This is a genomic window from Bradyrhizobium icense, from assembly GCF_001693385.1.
Classification (GTDB): Bacteria; Pseudomonadota; Alphaproteobacteria; order Rhizobiales; family Xanthobacteraceae; genus Bradyrhizobium; species Bradyrhizobium icense.
The window spans coordinates 1,936,935-1,963,741 of record NZ_CP016428.1 but is presented as its reverse complement, the minus strand read 5'-3'; the positions used below and the strand labels follow the sequence as shown (position 1 = coordinate 1,963,741).

At 58.8% G+C, this 26,807-nt stretch carries 28 protein-coding genes and 2 pseudogenes; 14 read left to right on the top strand and 16 right to left on the bottom strand.

The features are described from left to right. Positions 1-59 precede the first annotated feature (59 nt). Positions 60-770 (bottom strand): CBS domain-containing protein, encoded by a 711-nt coding sequence (locus LMTR13_RS09235; protein WP_065727602.1) that lies wholly within the window; start codon positions 768-770, stop codon positions 60-62. Positions 771-915: 145 nt separating this feature from the next. Here LMTR13_RS09235 and LMTR13_RS38960 point away from each other — a divergent pair. Next, positions 916-1,407 (top strand): annotated as a pseudogene (locus tag LMTR13_RS38960) (thioredoxin domain-containing protein). Here the strand turns inward: LMTR13_RS38960 and LMTR13_RS09230 are convergent. The 8 genes from LMTR13_RS09230 to LMTR13_RS09195 all read right to left on the bottom strand — a co-directional run bounded on the left by LMTR13_RS09230 (position 1,339) and on the right by LMTR13_RS09195 (position 10,510). Further along, positions 1,339-3,636, bottom strand: a complete 2,298-nt coding sequence (locus LMTR13_RS09230; RefSeq protein ID WP_065727601.1) for a heavy metal translocating P-type ATPase — start codon at positions 3,634-3,636, stop codon at positions 1,339-1,341. The pseudogene LMTR13_RS38960 and the gene LMTR13_RS09230 sit on opposite strands and share 69 nt — an antisense overlap. 236 nt (positions 3,637-3,872) lie before the next feature. After that, positions 3,873-4,313, bottom strand: coding sequence for an EF-hand domain-containing protein (locus tag LMTR13_RS41570; protein WP_065727600.1), 441 nt, complete (start codon positions 4,311-4,313; stop codon positions 3,873-3,875). 722 nt (positions 4,314-5,035) lie between these two features. After that, positions 5,036-5,374 carry a ferredoxin FdxA gene (fdxA, locus tag LMTR13_RS09220; protein ID WP_065727599.1) on the bottom strand — a complete coding sequence of 113 codons (339 nt, stop codon included), beginning with the start codon at positions 5,372-5,374 and terminating at the stop codon, positions 5,036-5,038. Positions 5,375-5,436: 62 nt separating this feature from the next. Further along, positions 5,437-6,414: a HEAT repeat domain-containing protein gene (locus LMTR13_RS09215; protein ID WP_065727598.1), complete on the bottom strand. Its 978-nt coding sequence runs from the start codon at positions 6,412-6,414 to the stop codon at positions 5,437-5,439. A 2-nt stretch (positions 6,415-6,416) separates the two neighbouring features. Further along, positions 6,417-6,650, bottom strand: coding sequence for a 4Fe-4S dicluster domain-containing protein (locus LMTR13_RS09210; RefSeq protein ID WP_008141081.1), 234 nt, complete (start codon positions 6,648-6,650; stop codon positions 6,417-6,419). Between the two features lie 31 nt (positions 6,651-6,681). After that, complete coding sequence (locus LMTR13_RS09205) at positions 6,682-8,424, bottom strand: fumarate reductase/succinate dehydrogenase flavoprotein subunit (RefSeq protein WP_065732549.1); 1,743 nt, start codon at positions 8,422-8,424, stop codon at positions 6,682-6,684. A gap of 162 nt (positions 8,425-8,586) precedes the next feature. After that, positions 8,587-9,360: a ferredoxin--NADP reductase gene (locus tag LMTR13_RS09200; protein ID WP_065727597.1), complete on the bottom strand. Its 774-nt coding sequence runs from the start codon at positions 9,358-9,360 to the stop codon at positions 8,587-8,589. Positions 9,361-9,496: 136 nt separating this feature from the next. After that, complete coding sequence (locus LMTR13_RS09195; protein WP_065727596.1) at positions 9,497-10,510, bottom strand: YeiH family protein; 1,014 nt, start codon at positions 10,508-10,510, stop codon at positions 9,497-9,499. A gap of 157 nt (positions 10,511-10,667) precedes the next feature. Between LMTR13_RS09195 and LMTR13_RS09190 the strand changes: the two genes are divergently transcribed. The 5 genes from LMTR13_RS09190 (at position 10,668) to LMTR13_RS09170 (ending at position 15,210) form a co-directional block, all read left to right on the top strand. Further along, positions 10,668-10,970: a gamma-butyrobetaine hydroxylase-like domain-containing protein gene (locus LMTR13_RS09190; RefSeq protein ID WP_065727595.1), complete on the top strand. Its 303-nt coding sequence runs from the start codon at positions 10,668-10,670 to the stop codon at positions 10,968-10,970. A gap of 101 nt (positions 10,971-11,071) precedes the next feature. Beyond that, a complete protein-coding gene (locus LMTR13_RS09185; RefSeq protein WP_065732548.1) occupies positions 11,072-11,851 on the top strand; it encodes a Crp/Fnr family transcriptional regulator in 780 nt (259 codons plus the stop codon). Between the two features lie 163 nt (positions 11,852-12,014). Further along, positions 12,015-13,436, top strand: a complete 1,422-nt coding sequence (locus LMTR13_RS09180) for an ABC transporter substrate-binding protein (protein ID WP_065732546.1) — start codon at positions 12,015-12,017, stop codon at positions 13,434-13,436. Further along, complete coding sequence (locus LMTR13_RS09175; protein WP_083218937.1) at positions 13,433-14,341, top strand: ABC transporter permease; 909 nt, start codon at positions 13,433-13,435, stop codon at positions 14,339-14,341. Before LMTR13_RS09180 ends, LMTR13_RS09175 begins: the two co-directional genes overlap by 4 nt. Continuing rightward, the gene (locus LMTR13_RS09170; RefSeq protein WP_028349707.1) at positions 14,338-15,210 is read left to right on the top strand and encodes an ABC transporter ATP-binding protein; all 873 of its coding nucleotides are present in this window, start codon (positions 14,338-14,340) and stop codon (positions 15,208-15,210) included. Before LMTR13_RS09175 ends, LMTR13_RS09170 begins: the two co-directional genes overlap by 4 nt. 844 nt (positions 15,211-16,054) lie before the next feature. Here the strand turns inward: LMTR13_RS09170 and rnk (LMTR13_RS09165) are convergent. The 4 genes and pseudogenes from rnk (LMTR13_RS09165) to LMTR13_RS42280 form a co-directional block, all read right to left on the bottom strand. Then, positions 16,055-16,468: a nucleoside diphosphate kinase regulator gene (rnk, locus tag LMTR13_RS09165; RefSeq protein WP_065727594.1), complete on the bottom strand. Its 414-nt coding sequence runs from the start codon at positions 16,466-16,468 to the stop codon at positions 16,055-16,057. 16 nt (positions 16,469-16,484) lie between these two features. Then, on the bottom strand, positions 16,485-16,970 hold the full coding sequence (locus tag LMTR13_RS09160; protein WP_065727593.1) for a GreA/GreB family elongation factor: 486 nt from the start codon (positions 16,968-16,970) through the stop codon (positions 16,485-16,487). Between the two features lie 260 nt (positions 16,971-17,230). After that, a complete protein-coding gene (locus LMTR13_RS09155) occupies positions 17,231-17,791 on the bottom strand; it encodes a GreA/GreB family elongation factor (RefSeq protein ID WP_236843321.1) in 561 nt (186 codons plus the stop codon). Between the two features lie 331 nt (positions 17,792-18,122). Further along, a pseudogene (locus LMTR13_RS42280) lies at positions 18,123-18,703 on the bottom strand (IS3 family transposase); the annotation flags it as partial. Positions 18,704-18,867: 164 nt separating this feature from the next. On the opposite strand from LMTR13_RS42280, the gene LMTR13_RS09145 reads away from it, so the two are divergent. The 4 genes from LMTR13_RS09145 (at position 18,868) to LMTR13_RS09135 (ending at position 21,799) form a co-directional block, all read left to right on the top strand. Continuing rightward, positions 18,868-19,554 carry a hypothetical protein gene (locus LMTR13_RS09145; RefSeq protein WP_197521050.1) on the top strand — a complete coding sequence of 229 codons (687 nt, stop codon included), beginning with the start codon at positions 18,868-18,870 and terminating at the stop codon, positions 19,552-19,554. Between the two features lie 665 nt (positions 19,555-20,219). Beyond that, on the top strand, positions 20,220-20,636 hold the full coding sequence (rnk, locus tag LMTR13_RS09140; RefSeq protein WP_065727591.1) for a nucleoside diphosphate kinase regulator: 417 nt from the start codon (positions 20,220-20,222) through the stop codon (positions 20,634-20,636). 191 nt (positions 20,637-20,827) lie between these two features. After that, the gene (locus LMTR13_RS43620) at positions 20,828-21,346 is read left to right on the top strand and encodes a GreA/GreB family elongation factor (protein WP_083218935.1); all 519 of its coding nucleotides are present in this window, start codon (positions 20,828-20,830) and stop codon (positions 21,344-21,346) included. Between the two features lie 48 nt (positions 21,347-21,394). Further along, positions 21,395-21,799 carry a PAS domain-containing protein gene (locus LMTR13_RS09135; protein WP_065727590.1) on the top strand — a complete coding sequence of 135 codons (405 nt, stop codon included), beginning with the start codon at positions 21,395-21,397 and terminating at the stop codon, positions 21,797-21,799. 60 nt (positions 21,800-21,859) lie between these two features. On the opposite strand, the gene LMTR13_RS09130 is transcribed toward LMTR13_RS09135, so the two are convergent. Beyond that, positions 21,860-22,711 (bottom strand): LysR family transcriptional regulator, encoded by an 852-nt coding sequence (locus LMTR13_RS09130; protein WP_065727589.1) that lies wholly within the window; start codon positions 22,709-22,711, stop codon positions 21,860-21,862. A 175-nt stretch (positions 22,712-22,886) separates the two neighbouring features. Here LMTR13_RS09130 and LMTR13_RS09125 point away from each other — a divergent pair, with 175 nt between their 5' ends. After that, a complete protein-coding gene (locus LMTR13_RS09125) occupies positions 22,887-23,153 on the top strand; it encodes a hypothetical protein (RefSeq protein WP_065727588.1) in 267 nt (88 codons plus the stop codon). Positions 23,154-23,411: 258 nt separating this feature from the next. Here the strand turns inward: LMTR13_RS09125 and LMTR13_RS09120 are convergent, their stop codons facing one another. Further along, positions 23,412-23,894 carry a universal stress protein gene (locus LMTR13_RS09120; RefSeq protein ID WP_065727587.1) on the bottom strand — a complete coding sequence of 161 codons (483 nt, stop codon included), beginning with the start codon at positions 23,892-23,894 and terminating at the stop codon, positions 23,412-23,414. 1,084 nt (positions 23,895-24,978) lie between these two features. On the opposite strand from LMTR13_RS09120, the gene LMTR13_RS09115 reads away from it, so the two are divergent. Together LMTR13_RS09115 and LMTR13_RS38945 are read left to right on the top strand one after the other, a co-directional pair. After that, positions 24,979-25,446: a hypothetical protein gene (locus LMTR13_RS09115; protein WP_065727586.1), complete on the top strand. Its 468-nt coding sequence runs from the start codon at positions 24,979-24,981 to the stop codon at positions 25,444-25,446. A gap of 42 nt (positions 25,447-25,488) precedes the next feature. After that, positions 25,489-25,905, top strand: coding sequence for a DUF488 domain-containing protein (locus LMTR13_RS38945; protein ID WP_083218933.1), 417 nt, complete (start codon positions 25,489-25,491; stop codon positions 25,903-25,905). Positions 25,906-26,104: 199 nt separating this feature from the next. Here the strand turns inward: LMTR13_RS38945 and LMTR13_RS42270 are convergent, their stop codons facing one another. Continuing rightward, positions 26,105-26,326 (bottom strand): hypothetical protein, encoded by a 222-nt coding sequence (locus tag LMTR13_RS42270; protein WP_236843320.1) that lies wholly within the window; start codon positions 26,324-26,326, stop codon positions 26,105-26,107. Between LMTR13_RS42270 and LMTR13_RS43615 the strand changes: the two genes are divergently transcribed. Next, positions 26,282-26,527, top strand: a complete 246-nt coding sequence (locus LMTR13_RS43615; RefSeq protein ID WP_418219787.1) for a GreA/GreB family elongation factor — start codon at positions 26,282-26,284, stop codon at positions 26,525-26,527. The genes LMTR13_RS42270 and LMTR13_RS43615 overlap by 45 nt on opposite strands. The last annotated feature ends 280 nt before the right edge of the window (positions 26,528-26,807 follow it).

Below are 26,807 nucleotides of genomic sequence, written 5' to 3'. Positions count from 1 at the left end.
CCGAGTTTGATTTGACGCAAAAAGCGCGGTCGGAAAGCTGTTAATTTTCCAACTCTTCTCTAACCGACTTTTGCCCATTCCTCATCTTCCGGCGACCGGAAGGACCACCCGAACAGGCAGAGGTGGTCGTGAACCAACCTGACGCCGGAGACATTTTCGGCAGCCACGATCGCCGCCTCTCGATAGCGCTCGTCCATAATCATACCGCTGAGATGCACAATTCCGTCCCGAACCGTAACGCCGAGCCGCCATTCGTGCTTCTCGATGGATGCGATCACGCGGTCGCGGATATGGTCGTCGTCAGCGATCGGATCCGGCACGTCTCGAGAGAGACTTGCGACAGCACGAAGCAAATCCGTGCGAGTTACAATTCCGATCAGTGTCTCTCCACGTACAATCGGCAACCTCTTGACATTGTTGTGCTCCATTAGGCGCACTAGTTTCTCAAGCGGCAGATCCTCCGGTGCGGTGACAAGGTTGCTCTTCGTCATGATCTCGCCGACTTTGCGGCCGTGTTCCCGCACGAAGTCTGCGGCGGCCTTGCCAGGGCCGAAGAGATAGTCGAGCCACCCGATATGGGGGCTTTGCGTGCCGATCTCGCTGCGGCGGATAAAGTCTCCTTCCGTTACCATTCCAATGAGCCGGCCGTCCTCATCAACCACCGGAAGGCCGCTGATGCGCAGTTTCAACATCAGGTTGGCTGCGTCCCGGACGGATGTATCGGCGCTGACGGTGGTCACCTTGCGGGTCATGACGTGATGTGCACGCATTTCTCAAGCCTCCAATCCTGTCAAATGCTATTCAAGACGTGCGCTCCATACTTGACGCAGATCAAGCACCAAGCTCTTTCCCCTGTCGCGCGGCAGCGATTCGGACCTTGCTTCGCTATCCGGTTGGACTATTCAGGACCGGAACATGAGCGAGACACGCCAGGTCGTTTGCGGGATTTTGCGGGCGGATCAACCGCCTGCCGGCCGAGCGCGCGCCGCTCGGTGCGCGCTGCGGCTCCTGTCATCAGCCGATCTTTACCGGACATCCCCTCGAGGTCGACGAGAAAGGCTTCGGACGTCAGGTCGCGAACAGCGATATTCGCTCCTGGTCGACGTCTGGGCGCCCTGGTGCGGCCCGTGCCGTGCGATGGCGCCAATGTTCGAGCGCTCCGCCCAACGGCTCGAGCCGAGAGTTCGCTTGCTGAAACTCAATTCCGACGCCGCACCTGCCCTGTCTTCGCGCCTCGGAATCAGCGGCATCCCTACCCTGCTGCTGATGCGCGGCGGCCGGGAAATCGCCCGCCGGCGCGTTCGCCGGACGGGAAGCAGCGGCGTGCGGATCATGCAGCTAAGCTGCCGACTGGGTCGTCACAGCCTCGTAAATGTCCTCCTCCTGGGCTGTGTGCATGCGCACTAGCGTTTCGATTGCCTCAACCACCCGCTGGGCATCGCGGATAAGATACCGGTCAACCCGCTCCAGGGGCAGGTCCTCCGCTATCCGAGCCAGCAGCCGAGCAAGATGCAGGATCTCGCGATGTGCGCGGCTCATGGCCGAGAGGCCATGGCGTTCGCGCAGCACCTCCGCAAGCTGAGGATAGACGCTGCCCTCATCGTCGCGCTCATGCACCACCACGCTGCCTTGAACCAGGCGGTGAGCTTCTTCGATCAAGCGCGCGGCGTTCTCTGGCGGGGCGTCGTCCAGCGCATCGACGATCGTGCGCAGCCTGTCAAGATCCCTGAATAGCGCTTGGTGGTCATGATGCAGCGCCAGTCCCTGCTCTACGGTGATGTGACGACCGCCCCGGCCGCCAGCCGGGGTGAGGGCCCGCAGCGCGTTCAGGATCACGGCAACGTCAATCACCTCCTGGACGATTGCGGCGGGTACTGGGGCGAGCCAGCCAACAGTGGCCGCCATCATGGCGGCCACCGACAAGCTCATGCCGACAATGATGCTCTGGACGGCAATGCGCCGCGCCCGCTGCGCGATGATGATTGCTTCGCCGACTCGATCCAGCCGGTCGGCGAGGATCACCACGTCGGCCGCCTCGGACGAGGCGCTGGCGCCGCGCGCGCCGAGCGCGACCCCGATGTCGGCCGCGGCCAGAGCCGGAGCGTCGTTGATGCCATCTCCCACCATGATGGTCGGATGCAGTCGCTGCTCACTACGCACCGCCTCGACCTTGTCGGAAGGAACCCGGTCGGCCAGCACCGCATCGAGATCGAGCGCCGCACCGATCGTCTGAGCCGCAGCGGCGCGATCGCCTGTGACCATTACCATTCGCGCGATGCCCGCATCGCGCAGCAGCCGGATCGCCCGAGGCGTATCGGACCGCAGCTCGTCAGCCAACAGCAGCGCGCCGATCGGACGACCGTCCACAGCGACAAAGACGATCAGCGCCGAGCGCCACGATGCGCGCCGGATCGCCCGGAGCTCCCACGGCGACAGCTCGCCGTCTGAGAGGAGCATCTCCCGCGAGCCCACGGTTACCTGGCGACCGCCGATCAGGCCCCGCAAGCCAGCGCCCATGGTCTCTTTGACCTGCTCGGGCGCTTTCAGCTCGAGGCCGCGCTCGATGGCCGCGGCGACGACGGCCTTGGCAAGCACGTGGTGAGAGGCCTGCTCGAGCGACGCCCCAAGCGTCAGCACGTCCTCCGGACGCTGCCCCGGCGCGACCTCGATCGAAAGTAGTCGCGCGCCACCCACCGTCAGCGTACCGGTTTTGTCGAACAGCACAGTGTGCGCGCGGGCCAACGCCTCCAGCGCGCCTCCGCCCTTGGCCAGGATGCCGCGGCGAGCCGCTTGCGCCACGCCGGCGATAAAGGCGACGGGTGCGGCCAGAATCAGCGGACAGGGCGTCGCTGCCACCAGCACGGCGAGGCTGCGGGTAAGATCGCCCGAGACCAGCCATGCCAGGAAGGCGATGACGAGCGTCACGGGGAGAAAGATCAGCGCATAGCGGTCGGCCAACCTTACGAAGGGGGCTTTCGCGGTCTGCGCTGCCGTCACCATGCGCACGATGCCGGCGTAGGTACTCTCGCCGGCGGGTGCGGTTACGCTCAACTCGAAAGTCTCTCCCGCATTCAGCGAGCCGGAAAGGACAGCGCTGCCGCGTGCTTTCACGGCCGGAATTGGCTCACCCGTAACTGCGGACTCGTCGATGGTCGCTAGCGCCGAACGAACGACACCGTCGACCGGCACGATCTCGCCGGCCCGCACCAGGAGCTCGTCACCGACCGAGACTGCCTCAACCGGAACCTGGTCGATCCGATCGCCGGTCCTGCGATGTGCCTGGCGCGGCGCGCGATCAACCAGCGAGCGCAGGTCGTGCTCCGCCCGTGCGATTGCGAAATCCTCAAGCACATTGCCGCCGGCATACATCAGCGCGACCACAGCCCCGGCGAGCGGCTGGCCCAGCGCCAATGCTGCGCTCATCGACAAGAGCGCGATCGCATCCACTCCAAGGCGGCCGGCCAGAAAGTCCCTGACGATCGAGGCTGCAAGTCCTCCAATGACGGGTGCCGTGCCGAGCGTCCATGCGAGATTGGCCAGATCAGGCCGGCCCGCGACGCTCGCGGCGATACCCACGGTCAATCCGGCGACCGCGATCGCAACCAGCATTCGCCGCAAAGTTCGCTCGAAGGGCATCGATCGTTTCCATCGCTAAACAGTATTGCTCGCACCACTCTGCGCGCTATTGCATTTGCTGCGCGACACGCGCCGCTCCCAGCGCGATTCGATCGCTGGATGCACGATAGTCTCTTCGCCCCGTTGAAAGGCCAGCGGCGATGGCGGCGATGCGGCCTCGCCGGGACGCGCGGACGCATCCAAGCGTCAATTCAGCAGCGTTGGGGTCCTGGCTTAGAGATCGGCAGAGCTTCCTGCTATTGCGAAACGGAGCTCCTGGTCCCATGCATGAACGCTAGCATCTCTTTCAGAGTGAGCTTGCTATCCTTGCTGCTGTCCATTGCCTTGAAAATCCGTTCGTGAGCCACCTGAAACTCCGGAAGTGAGATGGTCCCATCACTATCAGCGTCCATCAGCGCGAACATCATGCGGAACATGATCGGGGACCCCATCGCGTCCGCGCCCATCATGCCGCGACCCATCATACGTCCTCCCATCATACCTCCTCCCATCATACCTCCGCCGCCCATCGTGCCTTGTCGCCCTCCCGGCTGGCCTGCAGCGGGCGTCGTTTGCGTGGGTGCCGGCACCTGGTCCGCTCCCGGATGATGGCCCTCGTGATCGGCTGGCGATTGAGCGAACGCGGGATAGCTCAGGGTGGTAAATAGCAGCGCTGCTGCAATGGTTGGGCGTCGCATGGAAGTTCTCCCGGTGTTGGTCTGAACTAGCAACGATGATGCCGAACTGGACCAAGTTCGGCTTGAGGCAAATCAACAGGCAGTTGTGGGGAGCGCCTATTGAAAACTCAACTCCGCGCGGCTCCGACGCGACCGGCCACGCGGCTCCACCTGAAACAGCAGTTGATAGATCAATTAGTCCAGTTTAAAGAAGTAGTTATGCGAAAACTCGACCCCGTGAAGCACGAAAAGAAACGTAGGACTTATGCACGCAGCGAACGGCGGTCGCGTTGCAGGACCCGAAGCAGGATGCGGGCAAGGTTACGGCCGTGCTCCAACAGCTTCTGGTTCCCCTGCTAACGGCCGGTGGTTTTCACCTACGTTGACGGATTCGAACGGTGGGTCGCGCGCCTCCGCAAGCTCTACAAGCTGCGACAAAAACTCAAAGCGCGAGTTCCTGTCGTTACGAAGGACATCCAGCAATCACGCCTGTGACCGCGCCCCGCATCGGCTGGCAACCGTCACCCGACCGGATTCGCCTCGCCGTCCGCCCAAGAGCAACAGATGACATACTTCGCGAGACGCCCGGCGCCTGTGCACCTCAGGCAAATCAAGGGAAGAATGGACATCGACATGAAAACACATCTAAGGCTCGCGACGGCAACCGTCGGAATTCTTGCCTCAATCCCCGCGTTTGCCGCAGGGGAGCGTACGACGGTTGCTCGCAGTTGTGAAACGTCGGATCAACTTCCTAGACCCGGAGCCTCACTAAAGAACTTATCGAACTTTTCCTCCGCACCTTGAAACTCTTCAGCGTCGGCAGGCGGCGCTTTCTTGTCCGAGATGTTTGGCCAAACCGCAGCAAATCTGGCATTTAGCGCCAGCCATTTTTCGAGGCCTGGTTCCGTGTCAGGCTTTATGGCGTCGGCGGGACACTCGGGTTCGCAGACACCGCAATCGATGCATTCGTCCGGGTGGATAACGAGCATGTTGTCCCCTTCGTAGAAGCAATCGACAGGACACACCTCGACACAGTCGGTGTATTTACACTTGATGCAGGCTTCGGTGACAACATAAGTCATCCGTGAATCCGAACCATTTCGCTACCGTGTTGAGCCCCTCGGGGCCATTGGCAATCGCGGTGCTAAGAGCCGGAGTTCGCTTTTCTGGCAGCGATCTGCTGCAGCGCCCAGCGTGAGTTCTTCCTGACCTCGGGATCCGGATCATTTGCAACAAGGAGGAGAAACGGCTCCGCGGCTGGATCGGCAATCTCTCCCAACGCTGCCGCTGCCTCCTTTCGCAGATTTGCTTGCTCGTGCCTGATGCAATTGCCGATCGGAAGAACCGCCCGGTCTACTTTCATCTTGCCAAGGCTTCTGATCGCCTTGAGCCGCACCTGCCAGAAATCGTCCGTCAACGCCGCGATCAGTTGATCCGCCGCAACCAAGCCATTGACATTCATGCCGAGCGTCTCCGCCGCCATCTCGCGGACCATCCAGTCATCATCAGCAAGCGTGCGCGTAATCGATTCGGCCGCAGGCTTCATCTGGGAAAACGCCAGCGCGCTGACCGCCGCTCGCCTGACGTGGGCATCGGGATCGCTCGTGGATGCTGTGAGCGCAGGTATGGATTCTTCAAGCTTCAAAAAGCCGATCACGCCGATCGCCTGTACGCGTACCGCAGCATCGCCGTCCCTGAGCGCTTCCAACGCAGGTTTGAGCGTGTCCTTGCGCCGCAATTCCTTCACCGCACGAAGCGCGCCCATGCGGACGAACGCGTGCGCGTGCTTGACCAGGGGCAGTATCGCATCGGCACATGCCGGATCCTTGAGTTCGGCCATGCTGTCGGCCGCCGCCGAAGCGACCGCCGGCTCCGGATCGACCAGTAGTTTCGCCAGCGCCGCTGCCGACTGCGGACCATCGAACTCTCCGAGCGCCATCGCCACCTGCTGACGCACCCCGGTGTCCGGGTCGGCGACCATGCCGCTCAGATGCCCCACAGCCCCGGGATCTCCGGAATGACCGAGCGCGATGATCGCAACGCGGCGCTCGCCAGGATCGGCAGCCCCGAGCCGCTCATCGGCATCCTCCAGATCGTCGTAGGATTCGAAAGGGCCCGACATGATTACCTCAAGAGGTATGGAATGTTGACGGTAACGGCACCGGTCGGGCAATCGGCTTCGCATGGCATGCAGTACCAGCACTCGTCATACGCCATGTAGGCCTTTCCGGTCATGTCGCTGATGCGAAGCACATCGAGCGGACAGACATCGACACAGACAGTGCATCCCTTATCCGCGATGCATTTGGCATCGTCGACAACGACCGGGACGGAAGTCTGATAGCTGGCGAGTGGCATTGCTAAGCTCCTGTTGCTTCGTTGCAGGCCGTCACGCGCTGGCGCGGATGCGCTGCTTGTCGTAGAGATCCCTCTCTTCGTCGGCGATCGGGACGACGTAAGGTTCCACATCCCGCTTTTCGCTGGTCATCTTGCCGTCCTTCTTGCTGAGGAGCGCGTGGCAGAACCAGTTCTCGTTGTCCTTCTCGGGGAAATCGGTGCGAAGATGATAGAGACCCCAGCGGCTTTCCTCGCGGTAAAGCGAGGCGTGGGCAGCCATGTCGGCACAATCCAGTATCGACTGGGTCTCGAGCGCGCGAAGCAGTTCGTGCGAGTTGCGCGCGATCATTTGCTGTTCCATATCCTCACGCACCTCCGCCAGCCGGCGCTGACCGAGTTCGAACTTTCGCGTGACCTTCGGCGGCTGCAGATAGTCGTTCACCAGGCGACGGGCCTTGTATTCGATCTGGTTCGGCGGGATGCCGTCGTCCCGCTTGGTCGGCGCCATCACGCGGTCGCGCTCCCTGGCCACGTCAGCGGCATCGAACGTGGCGAAGTCGTGGTTGTCCGCGAACTCCATCGCGTCGGTGCCCGCGACCGAGCCGTTGGTAAATGCGCCGAGCATGTAGTTGTGGGGTACGCTGGCCATGTCACCGGCGGCGTAAAGACCGGGCACGGTCGTGCGCGCAAAATCATCGACAAACACACCGGACGCGCTGTGTCCCGAACAGAATCCGATCTCAGAGATGTGCATCTCGATCGATTCGGTCCTGTAATCCGTGCCCCGCCCCTTCTGGAACAGGCCACGTGTCGGCCGCTCGACCTTGTGCAGCGTCGACTCGATCTCCTCGATGGTCTTCTCATGAAGGTGCGACAACTGAAGGAATACCGGCCCCTTGCCCGACAGCAATTCGTTGTAGAATTCGAGCATCATCTGGCCCGACCAGTAATCGCATTCGATGAAACGCGATCCTTCGTTGTTTGCAGTGAATGCGCCGAAGGGCCCAGCGACATAGGCACAGGCCGGCCCGTTGTAGTCCTTGATCAGCGGATTGATCTGGAAGCATTCGAGGTTCGCGAGCGCGGCGCCGGCATGATAGGCCATCGCATAGCCGTCGCCTGAATTGGCGGCGTTTTCATAGGTGCCGAACATATAGCCTGACGTGGGAAGGCCGAGGCGGCCGGCGGCGCCCATACAGAGGATGACGGCTTTGGCCTTGATCACCAGGATTTCGGCAGTGCGCGTATTGACGCTGATGGCGCCCGCAACGCGTCCGTCGTGCGACGTCAGCAGACGGGTCGCCATGTAGCGGTTCGAGATCAGAATCCGCGCCCGCCGGAGCTGACGGTAAATCGCCTTCTTGACCGTCTCGCCGTTCGGCATCGGCAGCACGTAGGTGCCGATATGGTGGACCTTCTTGACAGCGTAATCGCCGTTCTCGTTCTTCAGAAAGCGGATGCCGAAACTGTCGAGTTCCTCGATGATCTTGTAGCAGTTCTGCGCATACTTATAGACTGCCTTCTGGTCGACTATGCCATCATTCGCGATGGTTATTTCCTTGGTGTATTGCTCCGGCGTCGCATAGCCCGGGATGACGGCATTGTTCAGCCCGTCCATCCCCATCGAGATCGCGCCCGACCGCTTGACGTTCGCCTTTTCGAGCAGAACGACATTCGCCTTTGGATTCTTCAGTTTCGCCTTGAGCGCCGCCATCGGTCCGGCAGTGCCGCCGCCGATGACGAGCACATCGCAGGAAACTTCCGAAAGCCCGTCGACGATCTCATCCATTGCCATCACTTGCTCCTGGTTCGGCGTGTTCGCCGTCTTGGCGCTAGGTTCGTTCGCTTCGCCCTTTGGCGATAGCAATTAGTTGTCGCTGAAGAGAGAATCCCATTGTTTGGGCCCGCTGCCGAAATCGAGGTCAGGTGCTGAACAACAAAGAGGCAGGTGCGCCCATTATCGCTCAACGAAAGCCTTCTCGATCACGAAGTGCCCCGGCTCGCTGTGATTGCCTTCAACAAAGCCGCGCCCCGTGAACATCGCGCGGAGTTCCTCCAGCATGCCGGGACTGCCGCACAGCATGACGCGGTCGGTCTCGCGGTCCAGCACGGGTATCCCGAAGTCGTTGAAGAGCTGGCCCGATTCGATCAAATCGGAGATGCGGCCGCGGTTGCGGAACGGCTCACGGGTCACGGTCGGATAATAGATCAACTTGTCAGCGAGCAGCGGTCCGAACAACTCGTCCGCTCGAAGCTTCTCCACCAGGCGTTCACCGTAGGCCAATTCGGAAACCTGGCGGCAGCCATGGGCGAGAATGATCGTCTCATAGGACTCATAGACGTCAGGATCCTTGATGAGGCTGGCGAACGGCGCTATGCCCGTCCCGGTCGAAAGCAGCAGCAGCCGCTTCCCGGGAATAAGGTTCCCGGTGATGAGCGTACCGGTTGCCTTGCGGCCGACGAGAATAATGTCACCCTCCTTGATCTTCTGCAGGCGCGAGGTCAGCGGTCCATCATTGACCTTGATGCTAAAAAATTCGAGGGAGTCCTCATGATTGGCGCTCGCCATGCTATAGGCGCGGACAAGCGGACGCCCTTCGACCTCCAGCCCGATCATCGCGAACTGTCCATTCTGGAAGCGAAAGCCCGGATCGCGCGTGGCTGTAAAGCTGAACAGGGAATCGGTCCAGTGTTTCACTGAAAGAACCGTTTCCTTCTGATAAGCGCTCATCGTCCTTCTCTCCTTCGATCGCTCGATCGTCAAAACGCGCGTTAGCGCGACGGCGGAACGTTGGTTGGAAGGAAAACTTTCGCAACTACGGACTTCAGTTCTCGGTCGATTAGTTTCTAATTTTTTGCGAACTGCATCAGGACGACCCATATGTGACGTAGATTAACGACGACCCGATCAGGACCACGGAAAGAATTAGCAGGAGCATGATCGGCTTCAGGCCGAAGGCACGAATGCTTCTCCAGGGCAATGTCAATCCGATAGCCGCCATCGACATGACGAGACAGAAACGCGAGAGCGGCGCGGTCGCCTGAGACAGTTCGCGCGGGACAAGCCCCGAGGCATTGAGCAGCGCAGCCACGACGAATGCGACCAGGAAAGCCGGCGGCAGCGGCAATGAAGGCTTTGGAGAAGCGCCACCGCTTGACGCGAAAAAGGACACGGCGATGCAGGCTGGCGCGAGCAGCGCGACGCGCAAGAGCTTTGCTACCGTCGCCATGTCGCCGGTCTCCGGATTGACGCTGTAGCCAGCAGCAACCGCGTGTGCCACCTCCTGAATAGTTCCACCAAGAAAAATGCCGCCGGCTGCCGGGCCGAGCCCGGCCATCTGAACCAGCGGCGGATACAGGATCATTGCCGCCGACGATATGATGCTGACGGCGCCAATCGTGCAGGCCACATCTCGGTTGGCCGAATCATTGCGCATGACTACACACGCCACTGCGGCGGCGGCCGACGCACCGCAAATGGCGACGGAAGCCGCGGCGACCAGCGACAGCTCCCTCGTGATTCCGAGCATTGGACCCACGAACCACCCCACCGCCAGAATGATCGCCACATTAATCACGATTGCCGCGACGTCAGCCACGTCCAGAACCTGCAAGGTCGAGAGCGAGATCTGAAATCCAAGCAGCGCGACACCAATGCGCATCACTTGCTTCGCAGCAAACGAAATGCCCGTTTTAAGCAGCGCCGGCGGCGACCAGATCGCGGCGAGGACGAGACCGAAGATCAGGCCCCAGACAACAGCAGAACCCGCGAGCAGCGCTGTCCACGTCGCCGAGCAGGCGATCAGTGCGCAGAGGGCGATCCCCGGGAGATCCCTCCAAAGCCGGTTCGGTTCGCTCAACCCTCCGGTTTGATGCAACATGATTCCTGCCCCGCGCAATGTTCGCGAAGTCGTGTTCGCGACACCGGAGCGGGACAAGCAAGTAATTTCCAGAATCGGGATTCGGCGCACGCCGGCAATTAGTTGCTATCCGGGCGAGCTGTCGGATGGTAGCCCTTGGAAAGGAAGGACTTCCTCGATGTCGACGTTACAACCGATTGCGGCGCCGCTGGCTTGCGAAGTGAGCGCCGATCTCTCCTCGCTATCGATGATGGCAAGCGGCGGATCGCGCGTCACGCTCGCGGCGGAGAAGCTTCGGCTGTCCTGCAAATGCGCGCATTGCACCCGCGCCCGCTTTGACGAACGCTTCCCGGACCGGTTCCCCGGAATCGCCATCGTGGAAGTCGCCGACCTCGGCTACGGCTTGAACATTTCGTTCTCGGATGGGCACAACAGAGGGATTTATCCCAAGAGCTACTTGGCTAGTTTGGCCAGCCATTGATTCCATTCGGCTTTCTCGGCCGCGACTTTGATGACGAAAGATCAATCTGGCACGAAGATTGCTGCTTTTTAGATCAGTTCTAGATGATCTGGAGATCGGCAATGTTGCTGCAGGCTGGAAATATGGTGCGCGGAAGCTTGCCTTCGGCCGCGGTTATGGCGACGAAATCAACTTCCCTGCTTCTTACCGAGAACCAGCAATTGATCGGCGGTCCGCCGTCGCTGATGGAGAAGCTAACGACACGCGAGCGCGACATCGTTCTGAAGCAGGGGCGCCGAAGGGTCCTGAGTCGGGGACAGACACTTTTCAGTCAGGGCGCGAAACATGACGGCATTTTCCTGATCGAAAGCGGCCGCATCCGTGTCTTCTATTCCTCACCTCTTGGACGGGAAATCACCCTCGCCTATTGGCACGCCGGCAATTTCGTGGGCGGGCCGGAGGTCTTCGACACCGGCATTCATCAATGGTCCGGCGTCGCCTCCAGCAACTGCAGTGTCGTGCAGCTCCCCGGCAAAGAACTGCGAACGCTGGCAGCCGAAATTCCCAATCTTGCGATCGGGCTGATCGAGGGGCTCGCGTTCAAGGGCAAGTGCTATTCGGCACTGGCGCAGATGCTGGGAACGCGCTCCATCACGCAGCGGTTGGCCCACCTTCTGTTGCACCTGATGGATCTATACGGCGTCGAAGATCCCGACGGCGTCGTCATCGCCGCGGCTTTTACCCATGCCGACCTGGCGCACATGGTGGGTGCAACCCGGCAATGGGTGACGATCAGCCTCAAGCGAATGCAGCAGAAGCGGATCGTGCTGACGAAGCGGTCGCAGATCGTCGTCTGCCTGCCGAATGTTCTGGAAGAAATGCGCGGTCAGGCATCGGATTGAGTTTGGCTGCACACGCAAGCGGCTTTGCACAGCAAAACTGCCCAACGAGTATGCAACCGACCTTTAACGGCAACTAATCCACTCCGATGGCCAGTCCGCATTTGCAGGGAAGGTTGACCCAACCAATCATGGGTGCAGCGCTTCCAACCAAATGAGGATGAACATGGTCCGCCAAGTCCAATCACTCTCGATAGCGATATCCGCAGCGTCTGTGGCCTTGGTGCTCGCGCAGCCGGCCTTTGGCGAAACCATCAAGATTGGCATCGGCACCCAGGACACCACGACCAACACCGTGACGACCGGGATCGTGATCCGCCAGTTGCGCCTGCTGGAGAAGTACCTTCCGACCGACGGCAAGTATGCCAACATCAAGTTCGAGCTCGAATGGCAGAACTTCACCTCGGGTCCCCCCGTCACCAACGGCATGATGGCCAACAAGCTGCAATTCGGTGCGATGGGAGACTATCCGCTTGTCGTCAACGGGTTCACGTTTGAGAAGAATCCCGAGAGCAAGAGCCGCCTGATCGCGGTTGCAGCCTACAGCCTGTCCGGCTCGGGCAATGGCCTCGTCGTCCACAAAGACTCACCCTATTACGAGCTCGCCGATCTCAAGGGCAAGCTGGTCAGCGTCCCCTTCGGCTCGGCTGCCCATGGCATGGTTCTGAAGGCGATGCAGGACCGAGGTTATCCGGCGGATTTCTTCCAGCTCGTCAGCCAAAGCCCTGAAGTTGGTTCGACCAACCTTCAGGAGAAGAAGATCGACGGCCACGCCGACTTCGTCCCGTTCGCCGAGCTGCTGCCGTTTCGCGGATTTGCGCGCAAGATCTTCGACGGCGTGGAGACCAACCTGCCGACCTGGCACGGCGTCGTCGTCCGCACCGACTTCGCAGAAAAGTATCCCGAGGTCGTCGTCGCCTATATGAAAGCGATCATCGCCGCCAACCAATGGCTGCGCGCCGACCCGAAACTTGCAGCGGAAAAAATCGCGGAATGGACCGGCATCAGCAAGGAAGTCGTCTACATCTTTCTCGGCCCGAGCGGCAACATGACCACCGATCCCACCATCAAGCCAGCCCTGATCGACGCGGCGGAAGTCGATGTCAAGGTGCTGCAGAACCTTGGACGAATGAAGGAATTCGATCCGAAGAAATGGGTCGACGACTCTTTCATCCGCAAAGCCTATGCCGACATGAAGCTGGACTACGACGCCCAGCTCGCCAGCACCAAGAACTACGAGATTTCCGGCGACGACAAGTTCTGCAAGAAGCCGATTTCTGATCCCCGCAAGTCCGGCGAGGTGTGGGTCGATGACGCAGGCATTCTGCCGTTCAGCAGCGCTAGCTGCACGCTCGGCGCCTACGCGGATTTCAAGGCCAAGGGAAAGAAGATCAACGTCACTTATGTCTTCGACACGACGCGCGGCATCAAATTGTTCGCCGACCAGGCCTTCTATGCGGTCGCCGGCGGCGATGTTGCGCCGTTCCTGCTGAAGAAGGACGCCGAGGCTTACGCTGCCAACAACAACGGCAAGGTCCTTGGTTTCGAAGAGGCGGTGAAGTCGGCCGTTGGCGGAGGCAGGACATGAGCAGCAGTCCTGCGCATGCGCTGCATCCGACAGAACACGAAACCCCCAAGGTCGCCGCCGAGCCACCGCCGCCCGCCGCAACGCCCGTCGACGAGCCCGCAACCTTCGCCGTCATGGCGGCGCGCTGGTACCGGCTCAACAAGGGCCGTCTGCGGGCTGCGCTGATCGGGGCCGTTTCCCTGGTCGCATTTCTGATTGTCTGGCACCTGCTGACGAAATACCGCGTCGTGTTCTTCGTGCGGTTCACCAATGTGCCTTCTCCGCTTGACGTCTACGACAGCTTTACGAAAGCAATTCACGACCCCAAATTCCTGATGCATGTCCTGCTGAGTTGTCGTCGAATCATATTCGGCTTCGCCCTGGCGACACTTGTCGCGGTGCCGCTTGGTCTTGTCATGGGCCGCTTCAAGCTGATCCATGAAGTGGTGTTCCCGGTTTCCGAGGTGCTTCGCCCGATCCCTGCCATCGCCTGGGTGCCGATGGCAATCATGCTCTGGCCGACAAACGAACAGAGCATCGTCTTCATTACGTTCCTCGGCTCGTTCTTCCCGATCCTGGTCAACACCCTGCACGGCATGGCGCTGGTCGACCCGGTTCTTGTTCGCGCTGCGCGATGCCTCGGGGCCAGGGAAACTTCGATCTTTCGCGAGGTGTATTTTCCCGCTTCGCTTCCGCACATCTTCACCGGGCTCACCGTCGGGATGGGCGTTGCGTGGGTTTCGCTGATCGCGGCCGAGATGATCTCCGGCCAGTACGGGATCGGATATTTCACCTGGGAAGCCTATTCGCTGGTCCAGTATGCCGACATCGCGCTCGGCATGATCGCGATCGGCGTACTCGGCCTGACGTCCAGCCTGCTGATCCGCTCCGCCGGAAGGCTTGCGATGCCGTGGGGACGCACATGAGTGTGATCGAGGCGAAGGCCGCGGCCGGCCACATTGAGGTCAAGAACTTCGCACTGAGCTACGAGACCATCGACGGGTCCGTGGCCGCCGTCACCGATACGCAGATCCACGTTAAACCGGGCGAATTCGTCTCGATCGTCGGCCCGTCCGGTTGCGGAAAGTCCACGTTGTTGAACGCGGTCGCAGGCTTCCTGAAGCCAACCGCAGGAACGGTCACGGTCGACGGCGAAGAGGTGAAGGGCCCGAGCGCCGAGCGCGGGATGGTGTTTCAGCAATATTCGCTTTTCCCGTGGAAGACCGTCCGGGAAAACGTCGAATTCGGACTGAAGATGCGCGGCATGGACCGGTCCCGTCGCGAGAGAGCCGCGCGCACCCTGCTTGGACTCGCCGGACTCGAAGCGTTCGAAAAGCATTATCCCGACCGCCTTTCCGGCGGCATGAAGCAACGCGTCGGCATCGTGCGCGCCCTGGCGACCGGGCCGAAAGTTCTTCTGCTCGATGAGCCCTTCGGTGCCCTGGATGCGCAGACGCGGGTCATCATGCAGCAAATCCTCACCAACATGTGGCAGCGGCTGAAAATCTCGGTCCTGTTCGTGACACATGATATCGACGAGGCGATCTTCCTTTCCGACCGCGTCTACTGCATGACGGCTCGCCCCGGCTCCATCAAGGCGGAAATTCCCATTCCGCTGGAACGGCCTCGCCAGCAATCGATGATGATGTCGTCGGAATTCCTTGCGCTGCGACGCGGCCTGATGTCTTTGATTCGCGAGGAAAGCCTGAAAGCCATGGGAGGCGAAATCAGCGACCAAGGCCTGCAGGGGCTCAATATAGACTTGCATGGGCAGTCCTTGGCTGACGTGCTTTGAACAGCAATTCCTTAGAGAACCAGTCAGCAATCCAAATTTAGGCCGCTCCCTCGACGGCTTTAGATCCGGTGAGGATGCCATGATATTGGCTATTCACGCATCAAGAGAGAAGGAGTCGTCGCTATCGCTTCTCGCCAGACAGTCGGCTCTCCCTCAACCGGTTCTACCGGCATTGTCCGCCCACCCTAGGAATTGCCTATAGACGGACGAACTGTGGACCGCACCGGCTTCGCACAGAAACGACCTCTCCCAAATGCGAAATCGAACGAAAATACAGCAAAGTCAACGAAGCGAACCGCTATCCTCCCGCTGGTCGGTCTGGTTGCAGGTTCGAGTCCTGCCGGGCCTACCAAGAAATCAATGGCTTAATCGGTGTTTCTACATCGCCCCGCTGAGCTACCGCGCCAGAAACGCCAGTTCTTCGCACTCACCGCTCCAGTTCAACGGCGTCAAAACTATCGCTCCACGTTCGATCAGACTATGGTTTCTCCTTCTTGATCGTGGATTCGGCGGATTTATCGCACGAATCAGCGAACCACGCTTTGCTCCGCTTTGATCGAACGGCCACGAACGGTCGTGCGCTCTTTGCCGATACCAACGCCCGCACGGGCGATCGGTACGGTGACAACCTGTCATGCAGGTCGGTTGTTTTCATTTGTCTCAGCCATCGACCGTGCCTCGAGGTGCCCCCAGCTCAATCATAGACCGGGCGGGGCCACCTTGAGGTTGGACCTTCAAGCCTTGAAGAAGGTCGCAAGATAGAACACGGCAGCGAAAACGACAGTCATACCGATGACTGTCAAGGCGGCCTGTTTAGTTGTAACGTCGCATATCAACGCCTCCTTCAATTGGACACGCCTAGTACCGTCAAGGAGCGCTTGTTGTGGCCCGGCGTTTGAAACTCGATAGCCTGGCCAATCGACAGGCCGATCAACGCAGCTCCAACCGGCGTAAGAACCGAGACGCGCTTTAGCGTTATGTCCGCTTCGTGCGGATATACCAACACCACGTCCCGGACTTCACCGGTCTTGTCATCGCAGTACCGGACCTGCGAACCCATCCGGACCACGCCGCGCAGATCGGAACTGTCCGCCACCACGCTTGCGCGCTCCATCTCCTGTGCAAGAAAATGGGCCACGCGCGGGAAGAGCACCGCGCTCGAACTGGCCAGGACGTTCAGACGCCTGGCCTCATCCTCCATCACCGTGATGGGCGGCAGCACGATTTCAGGCTTGCTCTTGCGATTAGTCTTGCTCATTACCTGCTCTCCTTTCCTAAGCGGCTGATGGTCCTGGATCATCGTCATCAAAGAGCTTTTGGCCCTGGACCACCGGTTTGCTAAACAAAGCCCTGATAACGTCATTCGGATCACCTCGACTGACGCTTTCGATCCTGACGACGTTGGTGCGCCCAGCGGTGAAGAAGGGAATTTCGCTTCCGACCTTCAGCCCCACCAACGCTGCGCCAAACGGTGACGTCACGGGGATCTGGGTTCGCTCAGACGTGTAGTCTTCGGGGTAAACCAGTTGCCTCGTCTCGCGAGGGAAGCCCAAGTTGATCCAGAAGGTCACCCACGAACCCATGGTGACGATGTTGTCCAATCTGGCTGCGCGATCAGGGACGATTTCCGCACGGTTGATCTCACTCAACAGAAAACGTGCGTCCAAGTCGCCCTGATCTGCGCTCACCCGCGCGAGCCGTTCCAAGCGGCGATGGTCGGACGCCGGAAGAGTGATGTCCGGGATAGAGGGGTTGTTCACGACATGCCTCCATGTTTGGGCTCCCCTCGTGGGAGAGCCACACACCAAAGCTGTTTGATGAAGGAAGGGGGTATCCGGACGGCACAACTACCGTCCGGCTAAGCTCCTGCTTGGAGGCGTCCGGCGTGCAAGCAACGTCGCGCGGTGCGCGGATCGATGTCGAGGACGTGGATCATGTCGTGGCGACCATTGGACCTTCCGCCTTGCCTCGTACCGCGACCAGTCCTGCGCTTATTCTGGCTCATAGCGGTCTCCTTCGATCAGGCGGCGTTGGGCCCTGGATCATCATCAATCGGGTCATTGTCGGCGAACACGGGAGCACGGACCAGCGGCACGACATTGGACTCGGGTCCCGTGATGCTTTCGATTCTGACCACGTTCATGCAGCCTGCGACGAAGTACGGCATCTGGTCGCCGACATGGAGACCGATCAATGCAGCCCCCAATGGCGATAGAACGGATATCTGGGCAAGGTCGGACGTGCAGTCCTCTGGCCAGACCAATTGCACCGTCTTTCGCGGGATGCCCCAATTCGTCCAATACGAGATCCAGGATCCGATCGTTACGACCGATGCAAGATCGCGGGCATCGTCCGAAATAATCTCCGCCCGGTTGATCTCGACCATCAGGAACATCGCGCTCATGTCCCCTTGTTGGACGGCAATGCGCGCGAGTTGCTCAAGACGAGGATAGTCGGAGGCGGAAAGGACGATCTTGGGAAGAGGCAGCACAGCGCACTCCTTCTGCTCAAGGCTACGCGGGCTCCTTTTGGGAAGCCACAAAACCAAACTGTTGTTGAGAAGAGAGTCCGGACGGCGCAATCAGCCGTCCGGCTAAACGCGTGCTTGCAGGCGGCCAGCGTGCGGACAGAGCCGCGCTATGCGCGGATCGATATCGAAGAAAATCGTCATGCATCCAACATAGTCCCGGATCGCGTTGCCAACATTGCGACGAAAGCGCGCACTAGTTCAATTGTTCACACCAGCCGCGGTCCACTTGGCTCACGCTGTCAGCGTAGCAAGGTGATTTGACGCCAACGTGAGCCGTAATTCTGCGGGACGGGGTTATGGTGTTCAAGGCCCATCGCTCACACCCTTGCAAGCCTCCGAACAATGAGCGGCATTTGATCTTCCCCGAAAAAGGTGGACGGGTTTAAGCGGCTTTTAGCTCCATCTCGATCGGGGCGATATATCCGATGCCGGAATGGAGCCGGATTCGGTTGTAGAAGCCCTCGATGAAGGCGAAGATATCGCGCTGGGCCTCGGCGCGAGTCTTGTAGTTGCGATGATGAACGAGCTCGATCTTCACGGTATGGAAGAACCTCTCCATCGGGGCATTGTCATGGCAATCGGCCTTCTCATCGATGCGACGTTGGCGGCACCCGAGAGATCGTCGCGATAGGCGCGTGAGGCATATTGCACGCCGCGATCGGAGTGGTGGATCAGTCCGGCCTGCGGCCGTTGCTGCTGGATGGCCATCGTCAGCGCCGCGGATGCGAGTTCGACCTGCATATGATCCCGCGTGGCCCAGCCGACGATCTTTCGGCTGAAGAGATCCATGACGGCCGCCAGATACAGTCACCCCTCCGCGGTCGGGATGTAGGTGATATCGGCGAGCCAGACCCGGTTGGTGGATGCGACGGTGAAGTCGCGCGCGATCAGGTTCGGCGCGATCGGCAGGTCGTGACGGCTGTCGGTGGTGCGCGGCGGTGCCATGATGGCGCGGATACCGTGCCAAAACCCGCGCCTCGGCGCTTCAGCCGCATCTTTGGGCCACGATTAGCAACAATCATGAATTGAAATCACAGTTAAATTCGTTTGTCTGATCCTGCACTTGGTGGAATACAAGCTCTTAAGCCACTAGGCCAAACGGTACTGATACGTCCGAGGAGATTTCAATGTCACGGAACGAAGTACGATACGCCCTCACCGATCGCCGCGAGCTTGTAACCGCCGGTGCCGCTATCGCAGCCTTGGTGCCGCTCTCCGGAAGTGCGTTCGCGGCCAGCAGACATTCTCCCCCTGCCAAAGGAAAGGCTCGGACTGATAAAACGTTCGAGACCGCAGCGGTTCTGCGAGATCTTTGGATCGGACACATCTTCTGGGTAAGAGAAGTCTCGATAGCCACGATCGAAAAGCGCGACGACGCCGCAAAAATAGCAGAGCAGCAAGCCGTCACCAACGCGCGATCGATCGCCGCGACCATCGAGCCATTTTACGGAGCAGCCGCGAAGGACACCTTCTTCAAGCTCCTCGCGGGTCACTATGGTGCTGTAAAGGCTTATCTTGTGGCGACGGTCGCAAACGACGCTGCCAAGCAAGGCACGGCAACTCAGTCTCTGACATCGAACGCCGAAGAGATTGCCAGCTTCTTAAGCAAGGCAAATCCTTATTTGCCGAAGGATGCGGTGAACAACCTTCTTTTGGCCCACGGGGGTCATCACATCCAGCAGATCCAAGAATTGAAGGATCGGAAATATGAAGCCGAGGCTCACACCTGGGAAGAGATGAAGAATCATATCTACCAGGTTGCCGATGCTACCGCGGACGCTCTAGCAAAGCAGTTTGCCGATAAATTTTCCTGATCTTCGGCACAGACGATCTGTACGACGGTGGAAGTGAAATACGGTTCATCGCCGTCTCTTGTCACGGCACGAACTGAGCACCAGACTTGACTCTTCTGGTTTCATGATTAGCTGGTGGGTATGACGATGTCTAAAGCGCACCGCTTACACTCTCGCGCAGGCCTGCTGCAAGCTGGCAGGTAGCCCGGACGGCTGTCGCCGGCCGGGATAATTCCATCCGATTTTTACAATCTAACCTGCTCGATCCGCTCGGCACGCGTGCGTTGCACGCCTGCCGGCGGAACGGTCGTAGCTCGCGTGATGGAGGAGTGACGATGTCAGTATTGCTAATATCAACAACGACTGTCCTGATTTTGTGGTTGGGCCTGGTCTTGTTCTTTGACCCCGATGGATTCGGCGCTGCAAGACCTCATCGGGGCCACAGCAGACCAAGCCCAAAGCCCTGACATGATCGTTGGACCAACGCTCAACAAGCTATCAGCCGGTGGCGAACACCGGAAGGCGCGCAGCCCGCCCGGCCCGAGCAGACCGCCTCGAGGAGGATAAGGTGCATCGAGGAAGATAAGGTAATGTCTCCGGTGCAGGACTCATCCACTCGTGCCGCCGACCACCGACGCTTATCCAGCCGACGGCGGCTTTAGCGAACATGAATCAGGGAGATTGAGATGACGACTGAGAAGACCTTCACCACGGCCAAACCCGCGATCATCCTATCGGCAACGGACTATGATCGGCTTTCCACGCTTGCGCACGCCGCACGGAACAGGCTGCCTGATCTGGCGTCTGAGTTGGCCGACGAGATCGGCCGTGCGCATGTGCTGAGCCCGGACGAAATGGCAGACGATTTCGTGGGTATGAACGACGACGTCGAATTTCGCGATCATACGGCGGGACGTGTACGCCAAGTCACGCTCGTCTATCCTGACGAAGCTGACATCTCACAAGGGAAGATCTCCGTGATGACGCCGGTCGGAACAGCTTTGATTGGCCTGCAGACCGGACACTCGATCACGTGGGAAACGCCCCTCGGAGAGACGCGGCAGCTCACCGTGCTCTCGGTCCGCAAGCGCCATCGGCACTGACGCATGCCTGCCGTGCGACACCTTAAATCGTCGCACGGGAGCGGTGCATGCATAGCCTGGCCGAGTGCCATTGAGGTTGGCTTCGCGGCGCAATCCGAACGCTTTCTGATTGTCGATCAGCCTGCTGGTCTCGAGGATCGCATCAACTGTCTTGATCCTAAGGCGCAATTTTTTTCGCTTGTAGAAAGTGAATGGTAAGCGAGAATTACGTGCTGGATACGAAAGGAGTCTCGAACATGGATAACCCCGACTACCATCATCCCGTGAGGCTTCCCCCGGTCATTATCTCAGAGGCGGATCGAGAGAAGCTGTATGCTATTGCCACCTCCGCGCTGACGCATGGTCGCATGGCACCGGCTGCCTCAAACCTATTACGGGAGATCTATCGAGCGACAATAGTTCCTAATGATCATCTTCCAGCGAATGTTGTGGGTATCAACTCATATGTAGATCTGCGCGACAACGTCGCCGGCGCGAACAGGCGAATTGTCCTCGTCCTGCCAGACGAAACGTCTGCGCAACCAAACGCGGTTTCGGTATTGAGCCCCCTCGGGGCAGCCTTGATTGGACTATCGGAAGGCTCCTCGATCGAATGGTGTACCGCAAGCGGCGATCGAAGCAGTGTAACTGTCCTTCATTCCACGCCGAGCACAGCAGGGTCGCCAACGCTCGCCGATATGCAAGTAGCGCAACTCGAAAGGCCCATGTGAGGTAAATGCCGGCAACAGATGGTGTTGACCCGACCCGCGAGGCTACCCATGGAAGACCGGCTCTTGGCCGAGAGAATTGTCGATCAACTTGCCGATGCCATCATCTACGCAAACCGATCGGGCGAAATTGTCCGATGGAATCGCGCGTCGACCGGTCTGTTTGGCTCCGTCCCGGAGGAAGCACTCGGCCGAAGTCTCGACCTGATCATTCCGGAGCATCTGCGCGCTGCGCACTGGAGCGGCTTCAACGCGGCGATGAAAAAAGGCGTAATGAAGCTTCAAGGCCGTCCGACGCTGACCCGGGCGCTGCACAAGAACGGACGCAAACTCTACGTGGAGATGACCTTTGCTGTCGTCAAAGGCGACGAAGGCGAAGTGTTGGGTTCGGTCGCCATGGCACGCGACGTCACGGACCGCGTCGAGCGAGAGCGTTCGGCAGCCCGCACGACCTGACAGGAACGGTAGCCATGCGACGCGTTGCGTCTGGAATGGTCGCCGACACGTTCGGCCTCCTCACTCCTTCGCCTCAGCCGTCGAGACTTCCCGTAGCGCCGCCAACGCTGAAGCAAGCGTAGCTTCATCAACATTTGCAGAATGAACGGCGTAAATCGGAAACGAAAACTTGGGTGCTCCAGGCACGACGTGGAGTTCTCCAGATATCAGGTACGGTTTCACGGCGTGCATTCTGAAATACCCGGCTCCTCCTTCCAAAAGGACGTAATTGAGACCCAACGGGCCAAGATTTGTCACGAGAGTAGGCGTCGTTTCGGGAAAAGCTACGTCGTGATGAAGAGAAAATTCCTGACCCCATTCAACAAGAACATATCGCGAAGCATCCAACGAATCTGCCTTTGGATCCGTCGTCACCAGGACAAGCTCCTCTTCCGTTACCAGATCGATCTTAAGTCCTGGTCGATGTTGAGGCGCGTACATTATCGCGATGTCGACAATCCCGGCTGCTACTTGCGTGATGAGATCCTGTGGGACGTCAACATGGACGCGAAGAGCAATGTCCGAATGTGAACGTCGCATCCGTCGAACCCAATTGAGCAAGAGAGGCTGCCACAGGCTGACCTCGCTACCCACCGTAAGGACTGCGCGATGTCCGGCCGGCACGGCTACTTGCTGGCGCGCGCGCTGCCAGAGCTGCACAAAGCTTGGTGCGAAGCGAAGGAATTGCTCTCCGGCTGGAGTCAGAGACGCTCCGGCTTTGTTTCGGACAAAAAGCGGACGCCCGAGCTGTTGCTCAAGCAAGCGTACCCGGGCGCTGACGGTTGTTTGACCGACATGCAGTCGGTCGGCAGCCTTGATGAAGCTTCCCGTCGAGACGATCTCCAGAAACGTCCGGGCTAGTTCGATGTCCATGACCTATCTAACATGAAAAATGCACTCAAGTATCAATTAAATTCGTTTGTATGCTGCATTCTTGGGTGAGAAAAACAGACTGTCGGAAACCGTTGTTGAGCGAGCGTGCCACGGAGGAACGGATGCTTTCCCTGATGGTTCAATTCACCTGTAGGGATCGATAGGAAAAGGCGCCATGCGAAGCCTTAGCCTCGGTCAGATCGCTCTTATCGTCGTTTTGATCGCCTTGCTCATGCTTACGGGCTTTTGGGCTACGTCGGTATGGAACGCCGCTGGCGACACCGTGATGGATAAGCACGGCTGGATCGCCCTTGGTCTAGGAACCTTTTTTTCCCTTCTCATCGGATGCGGGCTGATGGCCTTAATGTTCTTCAGCAGCCGCAGCGGTCACGACGACGCAGCCGATCCGTTCAGGACAAGGCGGGAGCCGCCCTCCCAGTAACTCTCAGTTCGGTTTGCTCAACCGGGCATCCCATCACCCATCCTAACGTCCAGGACACCAGTCAATGGGCGCTGATCGCCAGCAAGAGTGAAAGGTATTGTTTGGGTCATCACTACGAACACGGGGCCCATATCCCAACATCGATCTCTAAGATCCCTCTCGATCCAATGCGCTACGTCGTTCGGGCGCCTCACGTCGCAGTACGTCACCGTCGCACTACCAAGCGCTGAGCGACCAGGTCTTCCCGCATGAGGTCCATCATCCTTTCCTCCGCTCCCTCAGTTGCTGAATTGGCGTGACGTTACTCGCCCTTCGCTCGGACTTTACGGCAACGAGCAGGCTGCATGGAGGTTGATGCAAGATTGATTCGCCTACCGAGCCGTTCAACCAGCGCGCAAGCGTCCCTTGATCCCGGTGTCCGACGACGATCAGATCCGCGCCTATCTCTCTTGCGGATAGAATTATCTGTTCCGTTGGTTTGCCGTATTTGAGTTCGCTGGTTGCGGTGCATCCAGCGCGTCGCAAACGCCTCACTCCCTCGTCAAGTACGGCCTGGACTACAAAACGCTGATTGTCGGGGATGAAAGACATTGCGTCAACGATAAGCATGCTTTCGGACGGGTCGATGATCGCAAGAAGATGAACTGTCGCACCACATGCCAATGCCAATTTTTCAGCTTGAGCCAGTGCTTCGCGGCCATCGGGTGAACCGTCGAAAGCGAGGAGAATTTTCTGACACATTTGAGTTTTCCTCGCTCTTACGTTTGAAGCAGATTGTTGCGCCCGGTGTCGTAGCATCGATGGCCACCGGGATAGTGCTGCTAGCGATAGCCGCCTTGCTTCGACAGACCCGTGCCGCGCGCTGCAAATTTCAAGAACGCCCTGCCTGGCTTAGCGTCCTGATCAGACCCGACCTTCGAAACGATCTCTTTGCCATCCGGGCATCCAGTACCTGCATCTCGGCGCCGTGAACCGATCCGGCGGCTAGCGTCATCACCGTATGCGCGCGAGTAACTTTGACAAACGAAAAGTTTCGCGACTTGATATCGATTCTATTGGTACGAGGATTACTTGGCACAGAGTTGGCAAAGGACCTCTGACATTCTTAAAGCGCTTCCAACTCGATCGAAAGAGCGCGCCGATTCCGACCAGTTGCAACGTGTAGCAACTCGGAGCGCCCGACCGCTCGATAGAACCTGCGTATTCGCAAATCTCAAAGCAAGCTAGGCTGGCCGACATGATCGAGATGCCGTCCTGAACATCTTCGATTCAAAGCCAAATGCGAAACTTATGTACCTCCTGCTGCTACACCGTAAACAGGTCGAACAGCTTGAGACGTTTCTCACCTAGTTCGCCTCGCCTCCTATCTTCATGATTTCCGTCTGAATTTGGTGCGGAACGGTCAGTTATGGAACGGCGCTTGAAATTCAACGTTAAATCCAATTACCGACACCTACCAAGGCACGTCATACGGTGGCACTAGATGTCTGAAAATGGATGGAGAGATTCCAATGACCGCAAAGGAAACTTCCTCAGAGCGGGAAAAGAGAGAACTGGACCGTCAATTGGATGAGGAACTGGAGGCCACATTCCCAGCAAGCGATCCGCCAAAGATAACTCGCTATTCAGCAAAGTCCCTCGGCGTTGCGGATCGAACACGGAAGAACGCCGCTCCACCGAAGGTCCGAGCGAAACGCCTATCAATTTATTGAATATGAACTGTCACTATTTATCGCTTGTCAGATGTTGCCGAGAACTCCCAAGATGCTGGACGAACCGATAGGTAACGGTAACCAGACATCTCCTTCGAGAGTTGGAGGGCAACATGACCGAATTTTCTGGTCTCGAATCCCAATATGACGCTTTCCTATTCGCTTCGCTCTCCGAGACAGATGAGGTGACATTGAGCGTCTTGTCCCTGCTCGCACGTCAGGACGTTGATCCATGGCAGGAGGCGGCTCGCCTGACACGGCTTCCCAAGGATCAGGCGATAAACAACCTTGCTGCGAAGATATGGAAATCGAACAGCGAGCGATGGTCGCCATCTGAAGCAAGCATCGTGGCGGCTCGTTTGATCGAGCTTCTGCCTTCGCATAGTCACGTCCACTCCAGCCCACTCTGGGCGGGCGACAACACCGGCAGGTTGACGTTCTGGATGGTCACCTGGATGCTATTTATGTCAGTCGCTATATCGGGACACAACATTCAGAAATCGACCAGCGACTCCCGCGCTCTTGCTTCCAGCGTTAGCGCGGCTGCACAGGAACACGCGGTGACAGGATCGTCCCGATAGATTGGAACGAACTAAGATATCGGCGATACTGGAGAAGTATCGATGAGTAAGAGGGTTACTGCCCAGAACATCAAGCTAAAGCGGGCATACGATCCCGCTGGCTCAAGCGACGGCATTCGAATACTGGTCGACCGGCTGTGGCCGCGCGGGGTCAGGAAAGCAGATGCTGCGATCGGTCTGTGGGCCAAGGATCTTGCACCCAGCGCCGCGCTACGAAAGTGGTTCGGACATGATCCAGCTCGTTGGCACGAGTTTCGACGCCGCTACTCGGAAGAGATACGTCAGCATCAAGACCGGCTCGACGAACTTCGTACCCTCGCTGAAGGAGGACGAATTACACTCGTTTTTGCAGCGCACGATGAGGCTCACAACGATGCGGTCGTTCTGAGGGAAATCCTGCTTGGCCGGAGCATCCCACGACACCCTGATTCTCGCTCGCCTTTCGCCCTCGCACCGTAGTTGATCGTGGTCCGGAGAAGCCACAAGCCACACTTCAACCCTGCAAATCCTCCTTCTCTAAGGTGTGTTCGTGGACCATTGTGCCGTTTGGAAACAGGCCGGCTGAGATCGTCATCCCGGCGAGATCAAGCCCGTTCGCTCGATCAGCCGTCTCGTGAACTAGTGACCGGACAAAGATCGTTGTGAAAGGCGAGCGAAATCACACTGAGAAGCGGCCGTCCATTGTCTTGACGGCATCGGACCGTAAACGGTTATTTGCGCTGCGCCATCGACAGTCCACATGGTGACTGCCTGTTTTCTTCGCGAGGAAATTGAGCGCGCGGATGTTGCGCCAGACGATATTGCACCGAATTTGGTTGTAAGACTCGGCTGTGACGTGAAATTCGTCGATCACGCAGATGCACGAATTCAACAAGCTCAACTTGTCTTTCCAGACGAGGTTCTGCGCCGCCGCTGCATTTCAGTGCTAAGTCCAATAGGAAGTGCGCTGATCGGTCTTGGACCGGGGCAGTCGATCCGTTGGACCGAGCAAGGAAGAAAGCGTAGGCTCGCGGTTCTTGAAGTGCAAGTTCGGCAAAGGAGTGGCCATGAAAGAAGTACTGTAGTCGGACGGAAGATTTGAAACATGGCACATCGATTTTTACAATCGGACCGGCCTCCGTCGGTGAGTTCGTGGATTTGCTGAAGCCCCACGAGGTTGAGCTTGTCGTCGACTTCGAACCATTCCGCGCTCACTGACCACCCGCCTTGCAGCGCGGTTCGCGAACGCTCTGTCCGAGTTACAAATTGGTTATGAACATATCACGAGCTGGGAGGACTCCGCGGCAAGAAGCGAGACGTGCCCGCGGACGTGAATGCATTTGGGAAAATAGGAACCCTCCTTTCTCCAGCACAAATGATTG